The organism is Sphingobacterium thalpophilum (assembly GCF_038396785.1).
GTDB classification, from domain to species: Bacteria; Bacteroidota; Bacteroidia; order Sphingobacteriales; family Sphingobacteriaceae; genus Sphingobacterium; species Sphingobacterium thalpophilum_A.
In genome coordinates this window covers 2643374-2661421 of the sequence record NZ_CP151087.1, presented here as the reverse complement: position 1 = coordinate 2661421, position 18048 = coordinate 2643374, and the positions used below count along the sequence as shown (strand labels likewise).

Annotated in this window: 17 protein-coding genes; 11 read left to right on the top strand and 6 right to left on the bottom strand. The window is 38.5% G+C overall.

What is annotated here, in order from left to right:
- Window positions 1-20: 20 nt before the first annotated feature.
- The 3 genes from AACH28_RS11820 to AACH28_RS11810 all read right to left on the bottom strand — a co-directional run bounded on the left by AACH28_RS11820 (window position 21) and on the right by AACH28_RS11810 (window position 3416).
- Window positions 21-1001 (bottom strand): c-type cytochrome, encoded by a 981-nt coding sequence (locus AACH28_RS11820; protein ID WP_341833022.1) that lies wholly within the window; start codon window positions 999-1001, stop codon window positions 21-23.
- Between the two features lie 80 nt (window positions 1002-1081).
- Window positions 1082-1984, bottom strand: coding sequence for a LysR family transcriptional regulator (locus AACH28_RS11815; RefSeq protein ID WP_070562282.1), 903 nt, complete (start codon window positions 1982-1984; stop codon window positions 1082-1084).
- 61 nt (window positions 1985-2045) lie between these two features.
- A complete protein-coding gene (locus AACH28_RS11810) occupies window positions 2046-3416 on the bottom strand; it encodes a dipeptidase (protein WP_112373775.1) in 1371 nt (456 codons plus the stop codon).
- Between the two features lie 107 nt (window positions 3417-3523).
- On the opposite strand from AACH28_RS11810, the gene AACH28_RS11805 reads away from it, so the two are divergent.
- The 7 genes from AACH28_RS11805 to AACH28_RS11775 all read left to right on the top strand — a co-directional run bounded on the left by AACH28_RS11805 (window position 3524) and on the right by AACH28_RS11775 (window position 12225).
- Entirely contained in the window at window positions 3524-3838 is a 315-nt protein-coding gene (locus tag AACH28_RS11805) for a hypothetical protein (protein WP_139144912.1), read from the top strand.
- Between the two features lie 7 nt (window positions 3839-3845).
- On the top strand, window positions 3846-4397 hold the full coding sequence (locus AACH28_RS11800; RefSeq protein WP_070562291.1) for an RNA polymerase sigma factor: 552 nt from the start codon (window positions 3846-3848) through the stop codon (window positions 4395-4397).
- Window positions 4390-4743, top strand: a complete 354-nt coding sequence (locus AACH28_RS11795) for a hypothetical protein (protein WP_070562294.1) — start codon at window positions 4390-4392, stop codon at window positions 4741-4743. Before AACH28_RS11800 ends, AACH28_RS11795 begins: the two co-directional genes overlap by 8 nt.
- Before the next feature lie 188 nt (window positions 4744-4931).
- Window positions 4932-7655, top strand: coding sequence for an outer membrane beta-barrel protein (locus AACH28_RS11790; RefSeq protein ID WP_341833021.1), 2724 nt, complete (start codon window positions 4932-4934; stop codon window positions 7653-7655).
- 18 nt (window positions 7656-7673) lie between these two features.
- Complete coding sequence (locus AACH28_RS11785) at window positions 7674-8462, top strand: GLPGLI family protein (protein WP_070562299.1); 789 nt, start codon at window positions 7674-7676, stop codon at window positions 8460-8462.
- Window positions 8463-8714: 252 nt separating this feature from the next.
- Window positions 8715-11432, top strand: a complete 2718-nt coding sequence (locus tag AACH28_RS11780; RefSeq protein ID WP_341833020.1) for an outer membrane beta-barrel protein — start codon at window positions 8715-8717, stop codon at window positions 11430-11432.
- Between the two features lies 1 nt (window position 11433).
- Window positions 11434-12225, top strand: coding sequence for a GLPGLI family protein (locus AACH28_RS11775; RefSeq protein WP_286710149.1), 792 nt, complete (start codon window positions 11434-11436; stop codon window positions 12223-12225).
- Window positions 12226-12286: 61 nt separating this feature from the next.
- On the opposite strand, the gene AACH28_RS11770 is transcribed toward AACH28_RS11775, so the two are convergent.
- On the bottom strand, window positions 12287-12466 hold the full coding sequence (locus tag AACH28_RS11770) for a histone H1 (protein ID WP_070562307.1): 180 nt from the start codon (window positions 12464-12466) through the stop codon (window positions 12287-12289).
- Window positions 12467-12584: 118 nt separating this feature from the next.
- Window positions 12585-14723 carry a S46 family peptidase gene (locus tag AACH28_RS11765; RefSeq protein ID WP_286710150.1) on the bottom strand — a complete coding sequence of 713 codons (2139 nt, stop codon included), beginning with the start codon at window positions 14721-14723 and terminating at the stop codon, window positions 12585-12587.
- Window positions 14724-14899: 176 nt separating this feature from the next.
- On the opposite strand from AACH28_RS11765, the gene AACH28_RS11760 reads away from it, so the two are divergent.
- From AACH28_RS11760 to AACH28_RS11745, 4 genes are all read left to right on the top strand, one after another.
- Window positions 14900-16270: a DEAD/DEAH box helicase gene (locus tag AACH28_RS11760; RefSeq protein WP_286710151.1), complete on the top strand. Its 1371-nt coding sequence runs from the start codon at window positions 14900-14902 to the stop codon at window positions 16268-16270.
- A gap of 6 nt (window positions 16271-16276) precedes the next feature.
- Window positions 16277-16522, top strand: a complete 246-nt coding sequence (locus tag AACH28_RS11755) for a hypothetical protein (protein ID WP_286710152.1) — start codon at window positions 16277-16279, stop codon at window positions 16520-16522.
- Window positions 16523-16626: 104 nt separating this feature from the next.
- A complete protein-coding gene (gene gldC / locus AACH28_RS11750) occupies window positions 16627-16977 on the top strand; it encodes a gliding motility protein GldC (protein WP_088160288.1) in 351 nt (116 codons plus the stop codon).
- A gap of 27 nt (window positions 16978-17004) precedes the next feature.
- Complete coding sequence (locus tag AACH28_RS11745) at window positions 17005-17412, top strand: EVE domain-containing protein (RefSeq protein WP_075991117.1); 408 nt, start codon at window positions 17005-17007, stop codon at window positions 17410-17412.
- A 107-nt stretch (window positions 17413-17519) separates the two neighbouring features.
- On the opposite strand, the gene AACH28_RS11740 is transcribed toward AACH28_RS11745, so the two are convergent.
- Window positions 17520-18047, bottom strand: coding sequence for an acyl-CoA thioesterase (locus AACH28_RS11740; protein ID WP_046674180.1), 528 nt, complete (start codon window positions 18045-18047; stop codon window positions 17520-17522).
- Between the last annotated feature and the right edge of the window lies 1 nt (window position 18048).

Here is an 18048-nt window from a genome sequence, read left to right as displayed (position 1 = left end):
ATTTAAAGGGATATGTATGTTTAAAAATTAAAAGGTCCGAGTTTATGTTGTTCTATACTAATGTTATCGGCATAAGGTGGATAGGGGCTATCTTTGGGCTTTTTGCTTAGATTAGGATAGTCCAATTGCTTATCTGTTTTTTGAGGTCTATCGAAAGAATTGATATACGCCGCCACATCATAGGCTTCGTCGTCTTTCAACTGAGGTGCATCATAAGTTGCGCCTAAAGGCATATTCGCTTTGATAAAACGGGCCGCGGTAAGCAATCGTGCCATCCCCGCGCCATCATTGTAGCTGTCTTTACCCCATAAGGGTGGATATTGATATCCTTTGCCAGCTGTTTGAGGCAGCCCCTGTCCATCTCGTCCATGACAACTGGCACATTTGTTCTCAAAGACCACTTGACCATGTTTCAGGTCCGCCGCACGGTTGGGAATATCCATTTTTATAAATCCTTGGCCTGCCAACCGACCTTTATTAACTGTATTCACGCTGATGTTCTTGATATAGGTGACAATAGCCCTCATTTCCTTGCTGTTTTCGGGAATAGCTCGACCATTCATACTCCGCTCAAAACAACCATTGATTCGCTCTTCAAGTGATTCAATCTTATTTTCTCGTCCAATATAGGTTGGAAAGACATTGGTGAGCCCGACGTAAGGAGCAGCAAAAGCCTTTGTGCCGCCATTAAGATGGCAGCTGCTACAGGCCAGCTTGTTTCCAATCTTGACTTCACCATCATAAAAATAATCGTATGTGTTTTTAATTAGCTTTTCACCATAACTGGCCATTTCACCTTCGGGACTATCTTTGAAGGAGATTTCCTTAAATTGGGAAACGTGTGTAATAAGGGAGTCGTTGTGTATATCAATAGCATCTGCTCGGTTTTTCCGATTCTCATGTTTGAGTGGAAACACACATAAAGTTGTACAAGTAATGACAAATGCGACGATGATCCAGCTGAGTGCCTTTAAGTAATTTGTAAGTTTTTTATAATCCATTCCGCTAATTCATTTGTACAAATCTATGCGGCTCCAACCTGGAATTAAAACGAAGTTTGTTTATGAGACATAACATTTGGTTATAACTTGAAGTTTTGCCGTAGACAGAATTGCAGAAACTGGTTGGGCGTACCGGCAAGTCCTCCATATAAATGGGTAAAATAGAAGTAACGTTCTATTGTCAATTGTGGAATATCGACAATGGTCAATAAATTATTTAACACTTCTTTTTGCACGGTATGAATTGACAAAAAAGCAAAGCTGTTGCGACGTGCAAGGTAGCCTTTGATACTCTCTGTTGAAGGTAAGATCATTTCTATCTGTACTTCGGATAGATTGATGCGGTTATCTTTTAGTGCGTTCTCAATAATTGTTCGTGTACCCGAGCCCTGCTCGCGTAGTACCAAAGGTAAGCGTGTGATATCGGATAATACTGGATTTTTTAATTGATCTAATAGTGGGTTTTGGCTATTTGTGACAAGAACCAGTTCATCCTTCATAAAAGGAATGTATTTCAGGGCCCGGTTGTCGGTAGACCCCTCCGTGATACCTAAATCCAATGTTTTATCAATAAGCTGTTCCTCAATACTGCGGCTATTGGATTGAAAAGACTGAATACGGTTGTTGGGGTATTGGGATAGAAAATCAGCAAGTAGAGCGGGTAAAACATATTGGGAGATGGTTGTGCTGGCTCCCAACACCAGATTTCCTTTTCGTCCTTCTTGCAATTCCTGTATTTCTTGGCCCGCCTGATTGTATAGATTGATAATCTGTTGGGCATATTTATAAAGAATTTGACCTGAATCGGTTAAATTAAGATTGTTACCCTTTCTTTCGAAGAGTGGTACGCCAAGTTTCTTTTCTAGTTCTTGGATGTTTTTGCTTACTGCTGGTTGCGAGATAAAAAGGGCAGCGGCCGTTTTGGTGAAGTTAAGGTGCTGAGCAGCAGTGTAAAATACAATTAAGCGGAAGTCAAAATCCATAAAACGATAAAGGGTTATTTCTAAAATTTAAAAATAACCCTTTATCTAATGAAAAACTAAATTATTTGCTTAGTTCCGCGTAATATTTATGAAATAAAGGTATTGTTGAAATTCCCATTAGGTAATTCTCAATACCATATTTTTCATTTGGCGAATGCAGGTTGTCACTATCCAAACCGAAGCCTAGAAGTACTGTTTTTAAACCCAATACTTCCTCAAAAAGAGCAACGATTGGAATAGATCCGCCACCCCGAGTTGGGATCGGTTGAACACCAAATGTTTCATGTAGCGCTCTCTCTGCTGCTTTGTAAGCAATGCTGTCGGTCGGTGTCACGACAGGCTCACCACCATGATGGGGCTTTACTTCAACTTTCACATAATCTGGTGCAATAGATTCAAAATGTTTTTTGAAAAGCTCCGTAATACGGTGAGAGTTTTGGTTTGGTACAAGACGCATGGAGATTTTCGCATTCGCTTTTGATGGAAGTACTGTTTTGGCGCCTTCACCGATATAACCACCCCAGATACCATTTACCTCCAAGGTTGGTCGAATACCGGTGCGTTCTAATGTTGTGAAACCTTTTTCTCCCCAGATATTTTGGATACCCAGGTCTGTTTTGTATTCTTCAATGTCAAAAGGTGCTTCATTTAATGCTTTGCGTTCTTCGGCGGTCAATTCGACAACATCATCATAAAATCCAGGGATAGCGATATGATTGTTTTCGTCATGTAATGATGCAATCAGTTTTGCTAATATCGTCGCCGGATTGGCTACTGCTCCACCATATACGCCGGAGTGTAAATCTCTATTAGGCCCCGTAACTTCAACTTCAACATAAGAAAGGCCGCGTAAGCCAGTTTCTAAAGAAGGTTGCTCCATGCTGATCATCGAGGTATCAGAAATAACGATAACATCTGCTTTCAGTCTCTCTGTATTTTCTTTAACAAACGTGCCCAAATTGACTGAGCCTACTTCCTCTTCACCCTCAATCATAAATTTGATGTTACATGCTAAAGCATCATTTTTAATCATGTATTCGAAGGCTTTTACATGCATATAAAACTGACCTTTATCATCGGCAGAACCACGTGCATAAATTTTGCCATCACGGACCGTCGGTTCGAAAGGAGGGGTATCCCACAGCTCGTAAGGATCAGCAGGTTGTACATCGTAGTGACCATATGTCAACACTGTAGGAAGTGCCGGATCGATAATTTTTTCTCCATAAACGATTGGATTACCAGCGGTAGGACAGACTTCTACATTGTCGGCTCCGGCTTCACGCAATTTCTGAGCAACAAAGTCAGCAGTCTTTTCCACATCTCCTTTAAATTTAGGATCGGCACTTACTGATGGTAAACGCAATAAATCAAACAACTCATCTAAAAAACGTTGCTTGTTTGCTTCTACATATTCTTTAATGTTTTGCATATTGTTTGTGTTTGAAACAAATTTACACAAATCGAGACATTTAACTCAATTTGTTGTAACCTTTTCGGGAATAGCCGTGACTAATGTAAAAACTAATTCAAATAATTATGGAAAAGCAATCAGTAGCAGCCGTTTTGGGCGTTGGATTATTTACGTGTATTACCTTGTGTGTTTATTTTATTATGCGTTATCGAAGTGCCACAGTACACCTACCTAGCGAAAGTAGGAAAAAGGAGTCTTTGGATTGGCAAAAACCCGGAATTTTGGTCCTTGGTATCGGAGTAGGCCTGTTCATTGTCGGGATTTTGGATAACTATATCAATACAGACTTGCCAGATTCACTTGCCGTAGCAATTTTGATTATTTCTGCAGGAGTTGCGATGATAATTGCTAACCGATTGGATAAAAAACGCGATATTTAACCCGCCAATGGATGAAATCTATATTCGAAAAGTTCTGTCAGGTGATGTGGAGTCTTATCGTTATTTTATAAAAACGTATAAGGATATGGCATTTTCTGTCGCTCTTTCTATTGTGAAGGAAGAGCATTTGGCAGAAGATGCCGTTCAGGATGCATTTATAAAATGCTATCAATCGCTGTCTTCCTTTAAAGGGAAATCTAAATTTAGTACCTGGTTTTACCGGATTGTGGTGCATGTGGCTTTTAATGCCGTTCGACATAAGAAACTGGACCTGGTCAATTTTGATCTTTCCCACCATGACACATCGCATGAGGATTCTGTATTGGATGAAATAATCGCGCATGAAAGAAAAGAAATGATCAACGATGCACTCACTATCCTGCCCGCCCGGGAGTCTGTTGCATTACGTTTATTTTATTTAGAAGAACAGTCTATGGATGAAATTCAGGAAATTATGGGCTGGACATTGGCAAATACAAAAGTGATCTTACACCGGGCCCGTAAAAATATGCAGATCATCTTAAGTCAGTTAATTAAAAAAGCAGAGTATTATGGATAAGCAGCAGGAAAAATTCAGAAGGGTTATGCAAATGAGCAAAATAGAAATGCCATTCGACGATTTTGAACAACGGATCATGGGCAGCATCTTAGCGCTTGAGAAAGATAAAGAAAAAGCCCTGTCAAATAAAAAGTATGCGATTACATTTTTTCTCCTTGGGACTGTTTGCGGAATCCTGTTAAATAATTATCTGATGGCCAAAATTGAAGTTGCAGATATAACCACGGATCTTAAAAATTATAGTGCGATAGCTTGTCAAATATCTTTTGCCCTATTGATATGCTTCTTTTGTCTGCAGTTGTGGCGGTTGATCAATATGCAACAGAAAAAACATTATCAAGTCTAGCAAAAAATCTTTTTTTGAGTAAAGGTATAGGACCTGAGTTTTTGTACAAAGGACTTCCTATTTCGTTCAAATAGTGGGGGCGTGGGCCAAAATTAGTTTTTTTAGAAATAAAATTAAATTTACTGTAACAAAACATTGGTTTTATCTACTAATGTTATATTGATATTAATTTACTATCCAACAATTTTATGAAAAGAGTTTTACAAATGCTCTTATTTTTCATTTTTGCTATTCCTGGTCTGGCTTTGGGTCAATCCAAGATTGCTGGAAAAATAAGTGATGTAAAGGACCAACTAAAGTTATCAGACGCAACAGTTATGCTATTGACTGCTAAAGATTCTATATTAACAGGCTTTACCCGGTCTGATGAAAATGGTCTATTTTCCTTAGCCAAGCCCGATACAGGATCTTATGTGCTTATTGTGAGTTACCCCAAGTATGGTGATTTTTATACGGAGATCCAATCCGGTGTGGATTATTCCAAATTGGCTATTGGTCTAACAAACACAGCTACATTATTACAAGAAGTCATCGTTACGGGCCGTATCCCAATCACCATTAAAGGTGATACCACTGAATATGACGCCGGCAGTTTTAAAGTTGAGAAGAATGCCAAAGTTGAAGACCTGTTGAAAGCTTTGCCCGGCATCACGGTTGATGCATCTGGAAAGATTACTGCACAAGGTAAAACAGTCAAAAAAGTATTGGTAGACGGCGAGGAATTTTTTGGCGATGATCCGACGCTGGTAACGCGCAACATCCGATCGGATATGGTGGATAAAGTTCAGGTTTACGAGAAAAAATCCGAGCAGGCAGAGCGAACAGGAGTGGATGATGGTCAGCGTGAGCAAACGATCAATGTAAAGCTAAAAGAAGGCTCTAAAAATGGCATGTTCGGAAAAGCGCTTCTTGGTGGTGGAACCGACGACTACTATATGGGGCAATTGATGTTGAACAAGTTTAAGGGTTCGCAAAAAATATCAGTTTATGGGCTTTTCGGTAATAATGGTACCACGAGCATGAACTGGCAGGATGCCCAAAAGTATGGTGGTGATTCAGGTGTATCCTATGGTGATGACGGATCGATGAGCTGGTCTAATTTTACGGATCCTTTTTCTGGACAAGGAGTTATTGGTGTACCTAAAGCCATAAATTCGGGCGTTAACTTCTCGGATAAATTTGATAAAGATAAACATACAGTCAACATTAACTATAAATACGGAAGACTGAGCAGTGATGGAAATGATGAGACGATTACAACAGGTTTGATCAATAACAAATCGGTGAAGAATATAGATTCCGAAAATGACCAGCATCGTGCGAATCTGAAATATGACCTGAAATTAGATTCGTTAAATCTCCTAACCATACGAGGTGGAGCATCAAGAAAGAATCTTTGGTCAGATAACAAACGTGAAGCTTATCAGTTTGGCCAAAACGCAGACACAACCATTGCCGAGAATACAAGGGAATTGGTGAAAAATAATATCAACGAGTTCAACTTGAGTACCTATTTTACCCATAAATTCAAGAAAAAGGGACGTTCTTTTACATTTGATGGTCAATGGAAAAGAAATGAAATGAAAGGTACTGGGCATTTAAATTCTGACCTGAGAAATTATAGCTTAAAAACAGATTCAACTACAGATCAAAGTAAGGTACGTAACAATACAAGTGATGTGCTAAGCGCTTCAATTTCCTATACCGAACCTTTGTCCAAAATTTGGAATCTTGTTGTGGGAACTGGAATTGAGCAAAGTAATAGTAGTTCCATCGTGGAGTCTTTCAATATTGATGGAGCCGGAAATTACACGCAATTGGATCGTCGTTTCAGTAATAACTATGATTTTGATAGAAGCAGCAATAGGTACAAATTGGCTATAGTCCATACAACTGAAAAATTTAAGTTCACGGTGGCTAATAATTTCAATAATGACAAATTGAAACAGTTCAATAACTATACAAGCATGGGGATTACAAGAAGTTACTTTACTTACAATCCAAATGTAAGTGCAGGCTATTCCTTTACAAAAACTAAGGGGTTATGGATGAATTATACCGGTAAAAATCAATTGCCTTCTTTGAGTCAGATCCAACCGATATTAGACAACTCAGACCAGATTAATCGCTATTTGGGAAATGAAAACCTAAAACCTTCTTTTAGAAATTCATTGAATCTGAATTATAATTCGTTCCGTGTGTTGACCGGGAATTACGTGTATGTCGGCGGTAATATTTCTACCGAAAAGAATCCGATTACGCAGAATATCGATACACTAAAAGGAATCAATACATATACTTGGAATAATGTTGATGGTAAGACAAATACTTCGCTGAACGTATGGTCTGGAGTTTATTTCAAGTTGAGCAAAAAACTTGGCTTGTCCAACTCGCCACAGTTTTATGTGAATATGAGTGACAACTATAACATGTTCAATCACCAATTGAATAAAGTAAATACGACGAACTTTAATTTTACGTATAATTTTAAAAGAGATACCAAGACAGGTTTAAATTTTGACCTGAACTTTAGTCCACAATATCGTTTGATGAAATCAAGTTTGGAACGCAATACCAATAGCAATGGTTTCGTATTCGCTTCCAACGGAAGTGTGGAGTATTTCTTCAACAAAACATTTAAGGTTTACACGAATTATATCTACTCCTATGAGGCAGCGACCAAAGCTTTTGATGAGAAGTTTGAGCAGTTTTTGTTGCATCCGGGTGTAAGCAAGAAATTCTTGAAAAATGAATCGTTGGTGTTGGATTTTATGATCAATGATGTTCTTAACCAAAACAAGGGCTTTAGTCGTTCGGCATCGACTTCTGTCTTTACGCAACGTCGATATGATACGATACGCAGATATTATATGCTTAAACTATCATGGGATTTTACAAAAATGTTTTTATAAAATATTAAGCGAAATACAATGTTAAAATATATCTTTTTTCTCTTCTTCTGTTGTTCAGCCTTTGGTCTTAAAGCACAGTATACGTTGTTTGGTCGATCGGGAACTATTTCCTACGATAAGACGATGTATATGAAGAATATCGTAAGTAAAAAATTCATCGCTAAAGCCGATGATAACTCAAAACAATTTTTTGAGCGTATAATACCGAGGTTACCAGAAAGTGCCGTGTTAAAGAAGTCTATGAAATTTAATACCACGGAGACTTTGTTTGAGTCGGTAAAAGACGAGAGCCTGGATGCGGAGATTAAGCAGTATATTATGATGCTTGCGCTAGACTTTGATGCATCCACACTTTCAAATATGTCCAACCGATCTTTTTTGAGATACAATGATATTGTAGGTGAAAAAATTATTGTTCAGGATTCCATGAAGCGTATCAAATGGAAAATCACCGATGAATACCGTGAGATCGCTGGGTACAATTGCAGGAGAGCCAATGGTATTACACCGGATTCCATTTATGTCATTGGATATTACTGCAATGAAATTCCGATCAGTGGTGGCCCAGAGTCCATCAATGGTCTCCCTGGAATGATTTTAGGCTTGGTGGTACCTAGTCAGCACGTTTCCTATTTTGCAACAAAAGTTGAACTCAGCAACACCGTAGTGATGGACAAAAAGAAATTCGAGAATACCAAAGTCAAACGAATGACAAGAAAGGCCATGACAGATCAGATTACAAGTGTGCTGTCTCAACACATGAATAAAGAAACTGTTCAATTTATTATGGAACTTGGCAATTTATAAAGATCACAGCATGCTGTTTATACGATATGTTGCATATTTCTAACTGTTTAGATAAAAAAGCTCTTCAAAAGAAGAGCTTTTTTATGGTTTTTAGTTTGTATTGCATTGTTAGTCAATTGTTTGTTTTATTTTTTAACACCTTTTTATTGCTTGTATTTTTTTTGAGATAAACTAAAATTAACTAAAACAAAATATTAGTTTTGTGCACGAATTTTATTATTTATATAATTATATACTATCCAAAACCATATTATGAAAAGAGTGGGGCAACTACTTTTACTTCTTTTATTCTGTTTCTGCGGAATAGTTCATGCTCAATCCCGTATTGAAGGAAAAATCAGTGATGTAAAGGATCAGCTTAAGCTGCATAATGCAACCATTATGTTGTTAACTGCCAAAGATTCTATTTTGACCAATTTTACCCGTTCAGATGAACAAGGTAAGTTCTCTCTTGAGCGACCAGATACGGGACAATATTTTATCATTGTAACCTATCCGAAGTATGGTGAATATTACGCGGAGATCTTGCCAGGGCAGCATTACAATAACCTATCTATTGGAATGACCAGCAGCGCAACCTTGCTGGAGGAAGTCATTGTAATGGGACGGGTGCCCATTAGTATCAAGGGGGACACAACGGAATATGATGCTGGAAGTTTTAAAGTGGAAAAGAACGCCAAAGTTGAAGATTTGTTGAAAGTCTTACCTGGGATCACCGTCGATGCCTCTGGAAAAATTACTGCCCAAGGAAAAACAGTGAAGAAAATGCTTGTTGACGGGGAGGAGTTCTTTGGTGACGATCCCATTTTAGTAAGCCGGAATATTCGTTCTGATATGGTTGATAAAATTCAGGTTTATGAAAAGAAGTCTGATAAGGCTGAGAAAACAGGAATTGATGACGGTGAACGTACACAGACAATCAACGTGAAACTAAAAGAGGAAGCTAGACGCGGAATATTCGGAAAAGTTGATGTCGGTGGAGGTAGCGATAAATTCTACGCTGGACAGGGCTTTTTGAACTATTTTAATCAATCGTTTAAAGCTTCGGCTTATTTGATTGCAAGCAATACCGGGAAGACCGGTCTCAGCTATGATGAAGTGAATAGTATGGGGGGAGATTACAATGGCGGTGATAATTTTAATGGCGAAGGTATTCCCAAATCCTTGAATACAGGATTTTTATATTCGGATAAAACCGCTAACAAAAAACATGCTTGGCGGATCGACTATAAGCATATCCGATCTGATGTTGATCTGGATCGCAGTGTGTTTACGCGCAATGCGGCACGCGACACGATATTGACTAGCAATAGCAGCACATTGGCGTCAAATGAGAACAGAAAGCATAATATTGGTTTGAAATATGAATTTAAGGTCGATTCCATGTCGGATTTAACGGTCTGGGCAGGTGCAAACAAAAGACATGATAATAGTTCTTCAGAGACACAATCAACTACTGTAAATCAATTTGATCAAAAGATCAACTATAACATGCGGAAGTTTACGAACGATTCTAAGTCAGAACAGTATAATGCCTCAGCACTCTATGTAAGACGTTTTAAAAAGAAAGGCCGTTCGTTATCATTCAACTATTTTACATCGGGTAATAAACAGGATGGTGAGCAAGATTTGTTTTCTAAACTCAAATTTTACAAAGAAGGGAATGCTGAAAGAGATTCGACTCTCGACCAGAAGAAATTTGTGAAAAACAGCTCTTTTTCCACGGGCGGTGAATTCGCTTATTCCGAACCGATTTCAAAAAAGATGATCCTTTCTTTTGAATATGGATTGAATCTCAACAGAAATAACAACGCAGTTAGATCTTTCGATAAAAATCAGCATACCGGTACTTTTGATAGGCTAGATAGTTTGTATAGCAATGATTTCTTATATAAAACGATAAAAAACACCTATAATTTCGCAATTAATTATAAACCCCTGGAAAAGCTAGTGGTCAATGTCTCGAATAAGTTTGAAAACAGTAATCTGTCACAGTTAAACCGGATGGAAAATTCGAGACTCTCACGATCTTTTTTTGTCTATAATCCGGTGGCTAATGTTAATTATGAAATACAAAAAAATAAATCGATCAATCTGGAATATCAGGGTACCAATGGTTTGCCTTCTTTAAATCAGATCCAGCCACTCCGGTCGAATTTGGACCCTTTGAATGAATATCTAGGTAATGAAAATTTGAAACCCTCCTACACCAATAATTTGAATCTAAGCTTTAGAACGTATTCCGTATTGGAAGATAAGTTTATAGGTATATTTTTGAGTGCCTCACGTACCAACAATGCTTTGGTGCAAAATACAACGATTGATTCATTGGGCAAGACGACATTTGTCTGGGGAAATTTGAATCATAACAGCAATAATCAAATTAGCATCAGGCCAATGTATTACGGCAAATTATGGAAAAAAATTCAATTGAGACATGGTGGCGGTCCATCGGTATCTTTCAGCAACAATTATAACTATGTCAATACTGTTTTGGCGAATGCCAAAGTTCAGCGTTATGCGATCAATTATAGTCTACAGCGATCGACCACCAAAGGCTTGGACTTTGGTATTGAATTGTCTCCAGGATATCTTATACAAGACAATTCCATCGGTGAAATGGAAGATAGTAAGGGATTTACGTTTTCATCTGAAGGAAACCTAAAGTATTTTCTTCCGGCTAAATTTATTGTGCGGGCAGATTTTAGCTATACGTATCAGGCACCCACGGCGGTGTACAGTAAAAAATTTGAACGATTTGTGCTGAGCCCTGCATTGTCAAAAAAATTCCGAAAAGATGAAAAGCTCGAATTGACCTTTATGGTTAATGACCTCTTCAAACAGAATGTGGGTTTTGACAGAAGTCAAAATGGAACACTACTGACCGAACGCCGATACAATACAATCAGTAGATATTATATGGTTAAGCTCACTTGGGAAATAAATAAAATGCTCGTAAAATCGAAATAAAATGAAAGATATCAAAAATTTACTCGTCCTATTGCTGTTCTTTTTCTGGGGAGCTACAGCTGTTGGACAATATGCTTATTTTCCTACACAAGGAACAATTACGTATGACAAGACTGTGTTTCTTAAAAACCTGCTCAAACGCTATGCAACTTATGCAAAAGACGAGGATACACGAAACTCCATCAAAGAAATGATGGGGCAGATTCCCGAAAATCAGGTGTTGAAAAAGAAACTGACCTTCTTCAATGATGAGGTGCTCTATGAGCATATTGCTGAAGAGTATTCGGACGTTGTTAGTGGCTTGATGCGCTCTGGAATTTTTGAGTCGGGGATAAGTGGCTATCAGAATCTGAAAAGTAAAGCCTTTAATTCTGTCTTTGAGTTAGGTGGGGAAAGGGTTGTCGTGGCGGATTCGACATTGAAGATCAAGTGGAAAATTACGAATGAGTACCGTGAAATTGCAGGTTATCCCTGCCGCAGGGCCAATGGACTTGTATTGGATTCCATCTATGCCGTTGCTTTTTATACGGATCAAATCCCTGTTTCGGGAGGTCCTTCGGCCTTTAATGGACTACCGGGAATGATCCTTGGTTTGGCCGTTCCGGAACTACATTACAATATGTTTGCGACGAAGGTGGAATTGGGCGCTGTAAATCCTTCATCGGCAACATTGTTAAAGAAGAAAGATAAACCCTTGACCAGGCAGCAGGTTTATGATAAACTGAAGTCCTCTTTCGGTGATTACCTGGGTATTAGGATTTATAATTTGGTGATGGCCTGTACATTTCTGTAGCAGCCAACAAAAAAGGCCTTTCATTTGAAAGGCCTTTTTTATGTCTAACTTCGAAAAAAAACTATTTTCCGTCGTTTTTCTTAGCAGTAACTTCGTTACGAAGTTCTTGTGCTAAGGTTTTGATTTCTTGTAATCCTTTACGTACACGTGTACCAGCTGCAGAATTACCATTGTTGAAGAACTTGTCTGCATCAGCTTCGATAGAAGCTACTAACTCTTTTAATTTTACGTAGTTTTCCATTTTTTTATAATTATAATTTTAGTTTTTATGGTTTTTCCTAAACACTCCTTAAATATACAAAAACGAATCAAATAGAAAATAAATTTCGTTTTTTTTTATCGAAAAAGCTTAAAAAAAACTATTCAACAACCTTAAGTTCGTCAATAATGTTAGTTGCACCTGCAAATTTATCGATGATAAATAATACATAACGGATATCAACTGAAATTGTACGTTGTAGCTTATGGTCGAAGATCACATCGCCAGCCATTGCTTCAATGTTACCATCAAAAGCTAGGCCAATTAATTCACCGTTGCCATTTATCACTGGTGAACCTGAGTTTCCGCCTGTTATGTCATTGTCACTTAGGAAGTTTACTGGTAAATGTCCTTTTTTGTCCGCATAGCGACCATAGTCCTTATTATTGTACAGATCCATCAAACGCTGTGGCAAATCAAACTCCTCGTCGCCCTTTTTGTATTTTGCAATAGTACCTTTTAACGTCGTGTAAAAGTTCTTGTCAGCATCGTTACGCGGGTCTTGTGGTAAGCCTTTGATCGAGCCGTAAGTTAAACGTAAAGTACTGTTCGCATCCGGATAGAATTTACCTTTTGGATTAGAAGCCAATACACCAGCAACATATTTGCGATAAGCACCTTCAAATTTGTCGTCTTGTGCTTTCCAGCTAGGATCTACTTGACGGTATCTGTTAAGTAGGGCCGAAGAAAGTTTATACAATGGATCATTGGCTAAGATTTCAGCGTTAGGGGTAGCCAGATAATTGTTCAAACGTTCCGCTGAAGCGAAGATGCTGTTCTTCACAGATTCTTTGACATACGCCGTAAAATCGCCATTGTTTTTAGCCGCCAATTCTGCAATATATGGTGCAATATTTCCTGCTTTTTTAGCGTAAAGATTCAATTCGTCAATCAATACCTGCTCTTCAAGCGGCATATACATTTTTTCATAACCTGCATCGATGGCCGACTTTAAACGAGGAAGAATAGCATTTCTTCTTGCTTCATCTCCAGCAGCATAAACTTCTAAACCGGATCCGATTGTATACGGTAACGCTGCCATTGCGCTAGAACGCAGCATGCCCATTAAATAGTTGTCATGTCTAGCTTTCTCGTTTGTCGAAGCATAAAATTCGTTGATTGTTTTGATGACATCACCGTACTCTGCTTTGTTAGCAGCTTTATTTGCCCATTTGTCAAATTTAGCTTCGTCTTTTGCTTTCGCTTCCGCCGTTTTATGTAATGTCAAAGCGTCAATCATTCCTTGACGGTTTTTCCAGTAATTCGCTACTTGAGAGTATTTCGAAGCGTAGTTCAATTTGACTGCCTGGTCTTGGTCCATGAATTTTTTCATGGCATCCATACCTGTTTTAGAAGCTTCTACCCAAGCTGGATAAGCGAATTTAACATTTTGGTTGATGCCACCAGAAGGCATCCAACGATTGGTGCGACCTGGATATCCTAAGATCATTGCAAAATCTCCTTCTTGAACACCTTTTAAGCTGACAGGTAGGAAATGTTTTGGTTTCAAAGGAACATTATCTTGTGCATACTCTGCGGGATTCCCATTTTTATCAGCATATACGCGGAAAATTGAGAAATCTCCGGTATGACGGGGCCATTCCCAGTTATCGGTATCACCACCAAATTTACCGATGCTATTTGGAGGCGTGCCCACCAACCGAACGTCATTGTAATCTTGGTATACAAAATAATAGTACTCATTGCCTTGGTAGAACGATTTTACTTCAACCACATACTTGCCATTTTCGCTATTTTCCTTTTGGATTTTAGCAGTCTCAGCAGCGATGATCTTTTTACGTTCATCTTCAGACATGTTGTTGTTGACCAAACCTAAGATTCGTTTTGAAACATCATCCATGCGCACAAAAAAGCGAACCGATAGAGACTTAGGTTTTAACTCTTCATTTTTGGATTTGGCCCAGAAACCATTTGTTAAATGATCATTTTCGGGTGTAGAAAGTTCCGCAATAGCACCATATCCACAGTGATGGTTGGTGAATACCAATCCTTGATCAGAAACGATCTCAGCGGTGCAGCCACCATTGAATTGTACGATTGCATCCTTTAAGCTAGAGTGGTTAATGCTGTAGATTTCTTCGGCACTTAAGCGAAGTCCTTTTTTCTGCATATCTGACTCATTCAGACGCTTTAGATACATTAAAAACCACATTCCCTCATCGGCAAATGCAGCAAAGCTTGTTGTGATGAACAACAAACACATCCATAATTTTTTCATATCAACCTGATAAAAAGTTTGTTTATACAGTACAAAAATGCTTTAATTCTCTTAAAAACCAAAATATTAGACTTTATAATATGCTTTTTGCCAATTTTTATGTCAATTGAAAGTAAATGTGTACCGTATTGGTTGTCAAGGAAAGTCAAATGGACTCTTTTCCTTATCTTTGCAAGATGCAGCAATCATTTGAAAATTTTAAATTCAATAAACAGATCTTAAATGCGATAGCGGAGGCGGGGTATGAACAACCGACAGAGATCCAAGAAAAGGCAATTACGCCAATATTGGCCGGGCAGGATGTGATGGGAATCGCTCAGACTGGAACAGGAAAAACGGCAGCATTCGTTTTGCCGATGCTGATGAAGCTAAAATATGCTCAGGGAAATGATGCGCGTGCGTTGATTTTGACACCAACGAGAGAATTGGCCATGCAGATCGAAGAAAATATTAAGCTGTTTTCTACTTATCTTGATTTGCGTTCAGTGGTACTTTATGGTGGATTAGGACCAAAAACTCAAATAGAAGCACTCGAAAAAGGAGTGGATATTATCGTTGCAACACCAGGTCGATTTTTGGACTTGTACCTGGAAGGGCACATTGTTGTCAAATCACTCAAATTTTTGGTCTTGGATGAGGCCGATAAGATGATGGATATGGGTTTTATTAGTAAGATCCATCGTGTACTTGAAATTGTGCCACGCAAACGTCAGAACTTATTGTTCTCAGCAACAATGAGTGAGCTTGTTCGCAAAATTGCAGGTGATTTCTTAGCGTTTCCGACCATTATTGAGGTGTCCGAACAAGCTACACCAGCCAAGACGGTAAGTCAGGCGCTATATGTCGTTCCTAACCAAAAGACAAAATTGAATTTACTTCAACATCTCTTGAAAGATGATGAAGCGTTTAGCCGATTGATTGTTTTCTGTAAAACAAAGCAGGTAGCAGATAATGTTTTCCACTTTTTGGAACGTAAATACGGTAAAGATGAGGTTCGTGTTATTCATGCCAATAAAGGTCAGAATACACGTATCAACTCCATCAATGCGTTTAAGGAAGGGAATATTCGTATTTTGGTCGCAACGGATGTGGCGGCGCGAGGGCTTGACGTTTCTAATGTAAGCCATGTGATCAACTTTGAAGTACCTATTGTTATAGAAGATTATGTGCATCGTATTGGACGTACCGGGCGAGCTTTCAATGAGGGGGATGCTATCACGTTCTGTAATGATGCCGAGAAATATTATGTTCGCAAAATCGAAAAATTGATCAAGCAAAGTATTCCTGTCTACGCACTACCAGAGGATGTTTTTATAGAGAAAACACCCTTTCATGAAAAACAGGATATTGCACGAGAGATTGATAATCAAAAGCGGAAAGATGATCCAGATTTCCAAGGTGCTTTTCACGAGAAAAAATACGTTATCAAACAGAAAGAAGTGCGGGAGGCACAACGAGCTTCCGGATTTAAACCAAAAGCAAAAAGTAAAAGTAAGTCTGCAGGCGGAAAGTCGGGAGGAACAAATCGTAATTTTAAAAAACGTTAATTTATTGTGCGCTTTACACCACTAAATATCGCTAGTGCATGCCTTGTTGCCTGGTTTGTTATGGAAAACCCCAATGACGAAAAGGCCTTATTTACTTGGGGCGCATTTATCCTATTGTTGTTGATATTGACCGTCATTGATATTGTATTTAGGGTCTTTGTAAAGCCAAATAAAAAAATGTGGTTATTACAATTGGCATTTTTGATAGTCGTTTGTGTCACCAGTTTAATTGTCAAAGTAACCTTTGGGTAAGAAGTAAAATTAAAAATAAAGACGAGTTAGGTTGTGAATCGTTGGCAAATATAGTTCCTGTTTCAAAAAACATAGCTCAATATAAATAGCTCAATAATATTAAAATGAAAAAAGCTGAAATAAAATTACAGGTAGAGTTAGATGAAAACAACGTGCCTGAAAATATCATGTGGTCTTCTACAGATGGAAATAATGCGGAGGAATTACCTGCAAAAGCGATGTTTTTAGCCCTATGGGATTCACATTATAAAAATTCAATGCGTATTGATCTTTGGACTAAAGATATGCCCTACGATGAGATGAAACGTTTTTTCTATGAAACGCTGCAAACATTGGGCGACTCTTTTATCCGTTCTTCAGGCGGTGATCCGATGGCGGAAAAAGTTATTGGCGACTTGCGTGATTACTGTGCGCATTTTGCAGATAAAATGGAAGTTTTAATGCCACAACAATAGTTTTTAACGCTTAACAGAAATTTGACCATGCAATACTTCTTAGTAAAATCTGAACCATTTAAATATAGCTGGGAACAATTTAATAAAGATGGCCGTACATTTTGGGATGGCGTTCGTAATTATCAAGCTAGGAATAATATCAAAGCTATGAAAGAAGGGGATCTGGTCCTGTTCTACCATAGCAATGAAGGAAAAGAAGTTGTGGGGGTTGCCAAAGTCGTCAAGGAATTTTATCAAGATCCGACAACAGATGATGAGCGTTGGGTCGTGGTGGATCTGGCACCTGTTGAGACGCTGAAGAAATCCGTTACGTTGGAAACCATTAAGGCTGATGAACAGTTGCAGGATATCGCCTTGGTCAGACAAGGACGTTTGTCTGTCATGCCTTTGAAGCCAGAAGAATTTGATCGGATTTTAGCGCTTGGCAACGCGTAAGCTAGCGCAAATAAATCGACCCAGTGTATGGGGATATAAAAAAAGGGAAAACGATCGTTTTCCCTTTTTGATTATTTACAAGGTATGTAAGTCATGAACATCAAGCATTAGTTCTTTTGGCTAAAAAGACTGACCAGCGCTTTTAATTTTTTTGCATTTTCAGGCTTTAATTTCCCCGCGAGAATAAGGCGCAGTTCTCTTCGTTGTAATGCATCTTCGTAAGCTTTGTGTTCTATATCTGTTTCCGGAATTAATACAGGCACAGCTTTAGGATTGTTATCCGCATCAACAGCAACAAAGGTATAATAAGCTTCGTTGGTTTTTACACGGGTGCCTTCCGGTAAATTAGAAGCGAAAATTTCCATGCGCACCTCCAAAGAACTATTAAACGCACGTGTTACCTGAGCTTGTATCGTGACGACCTCACCAAGTTTAATGGAGCGCTTAAAAGATACATTGTCGACTGATACTGTGACGACGACATTGCTGCAGTGTTTTTGAGCAGCAATAGCCGAACAGATATCCATCCAATACAATAAACGGCCACCCATCAAATTCCCAAATGTATTGGTATCGTTGGGTAATACCAATTCGTTCATCTCAGTGTATGACTCTCGCGCAAATTTCTCTATCATA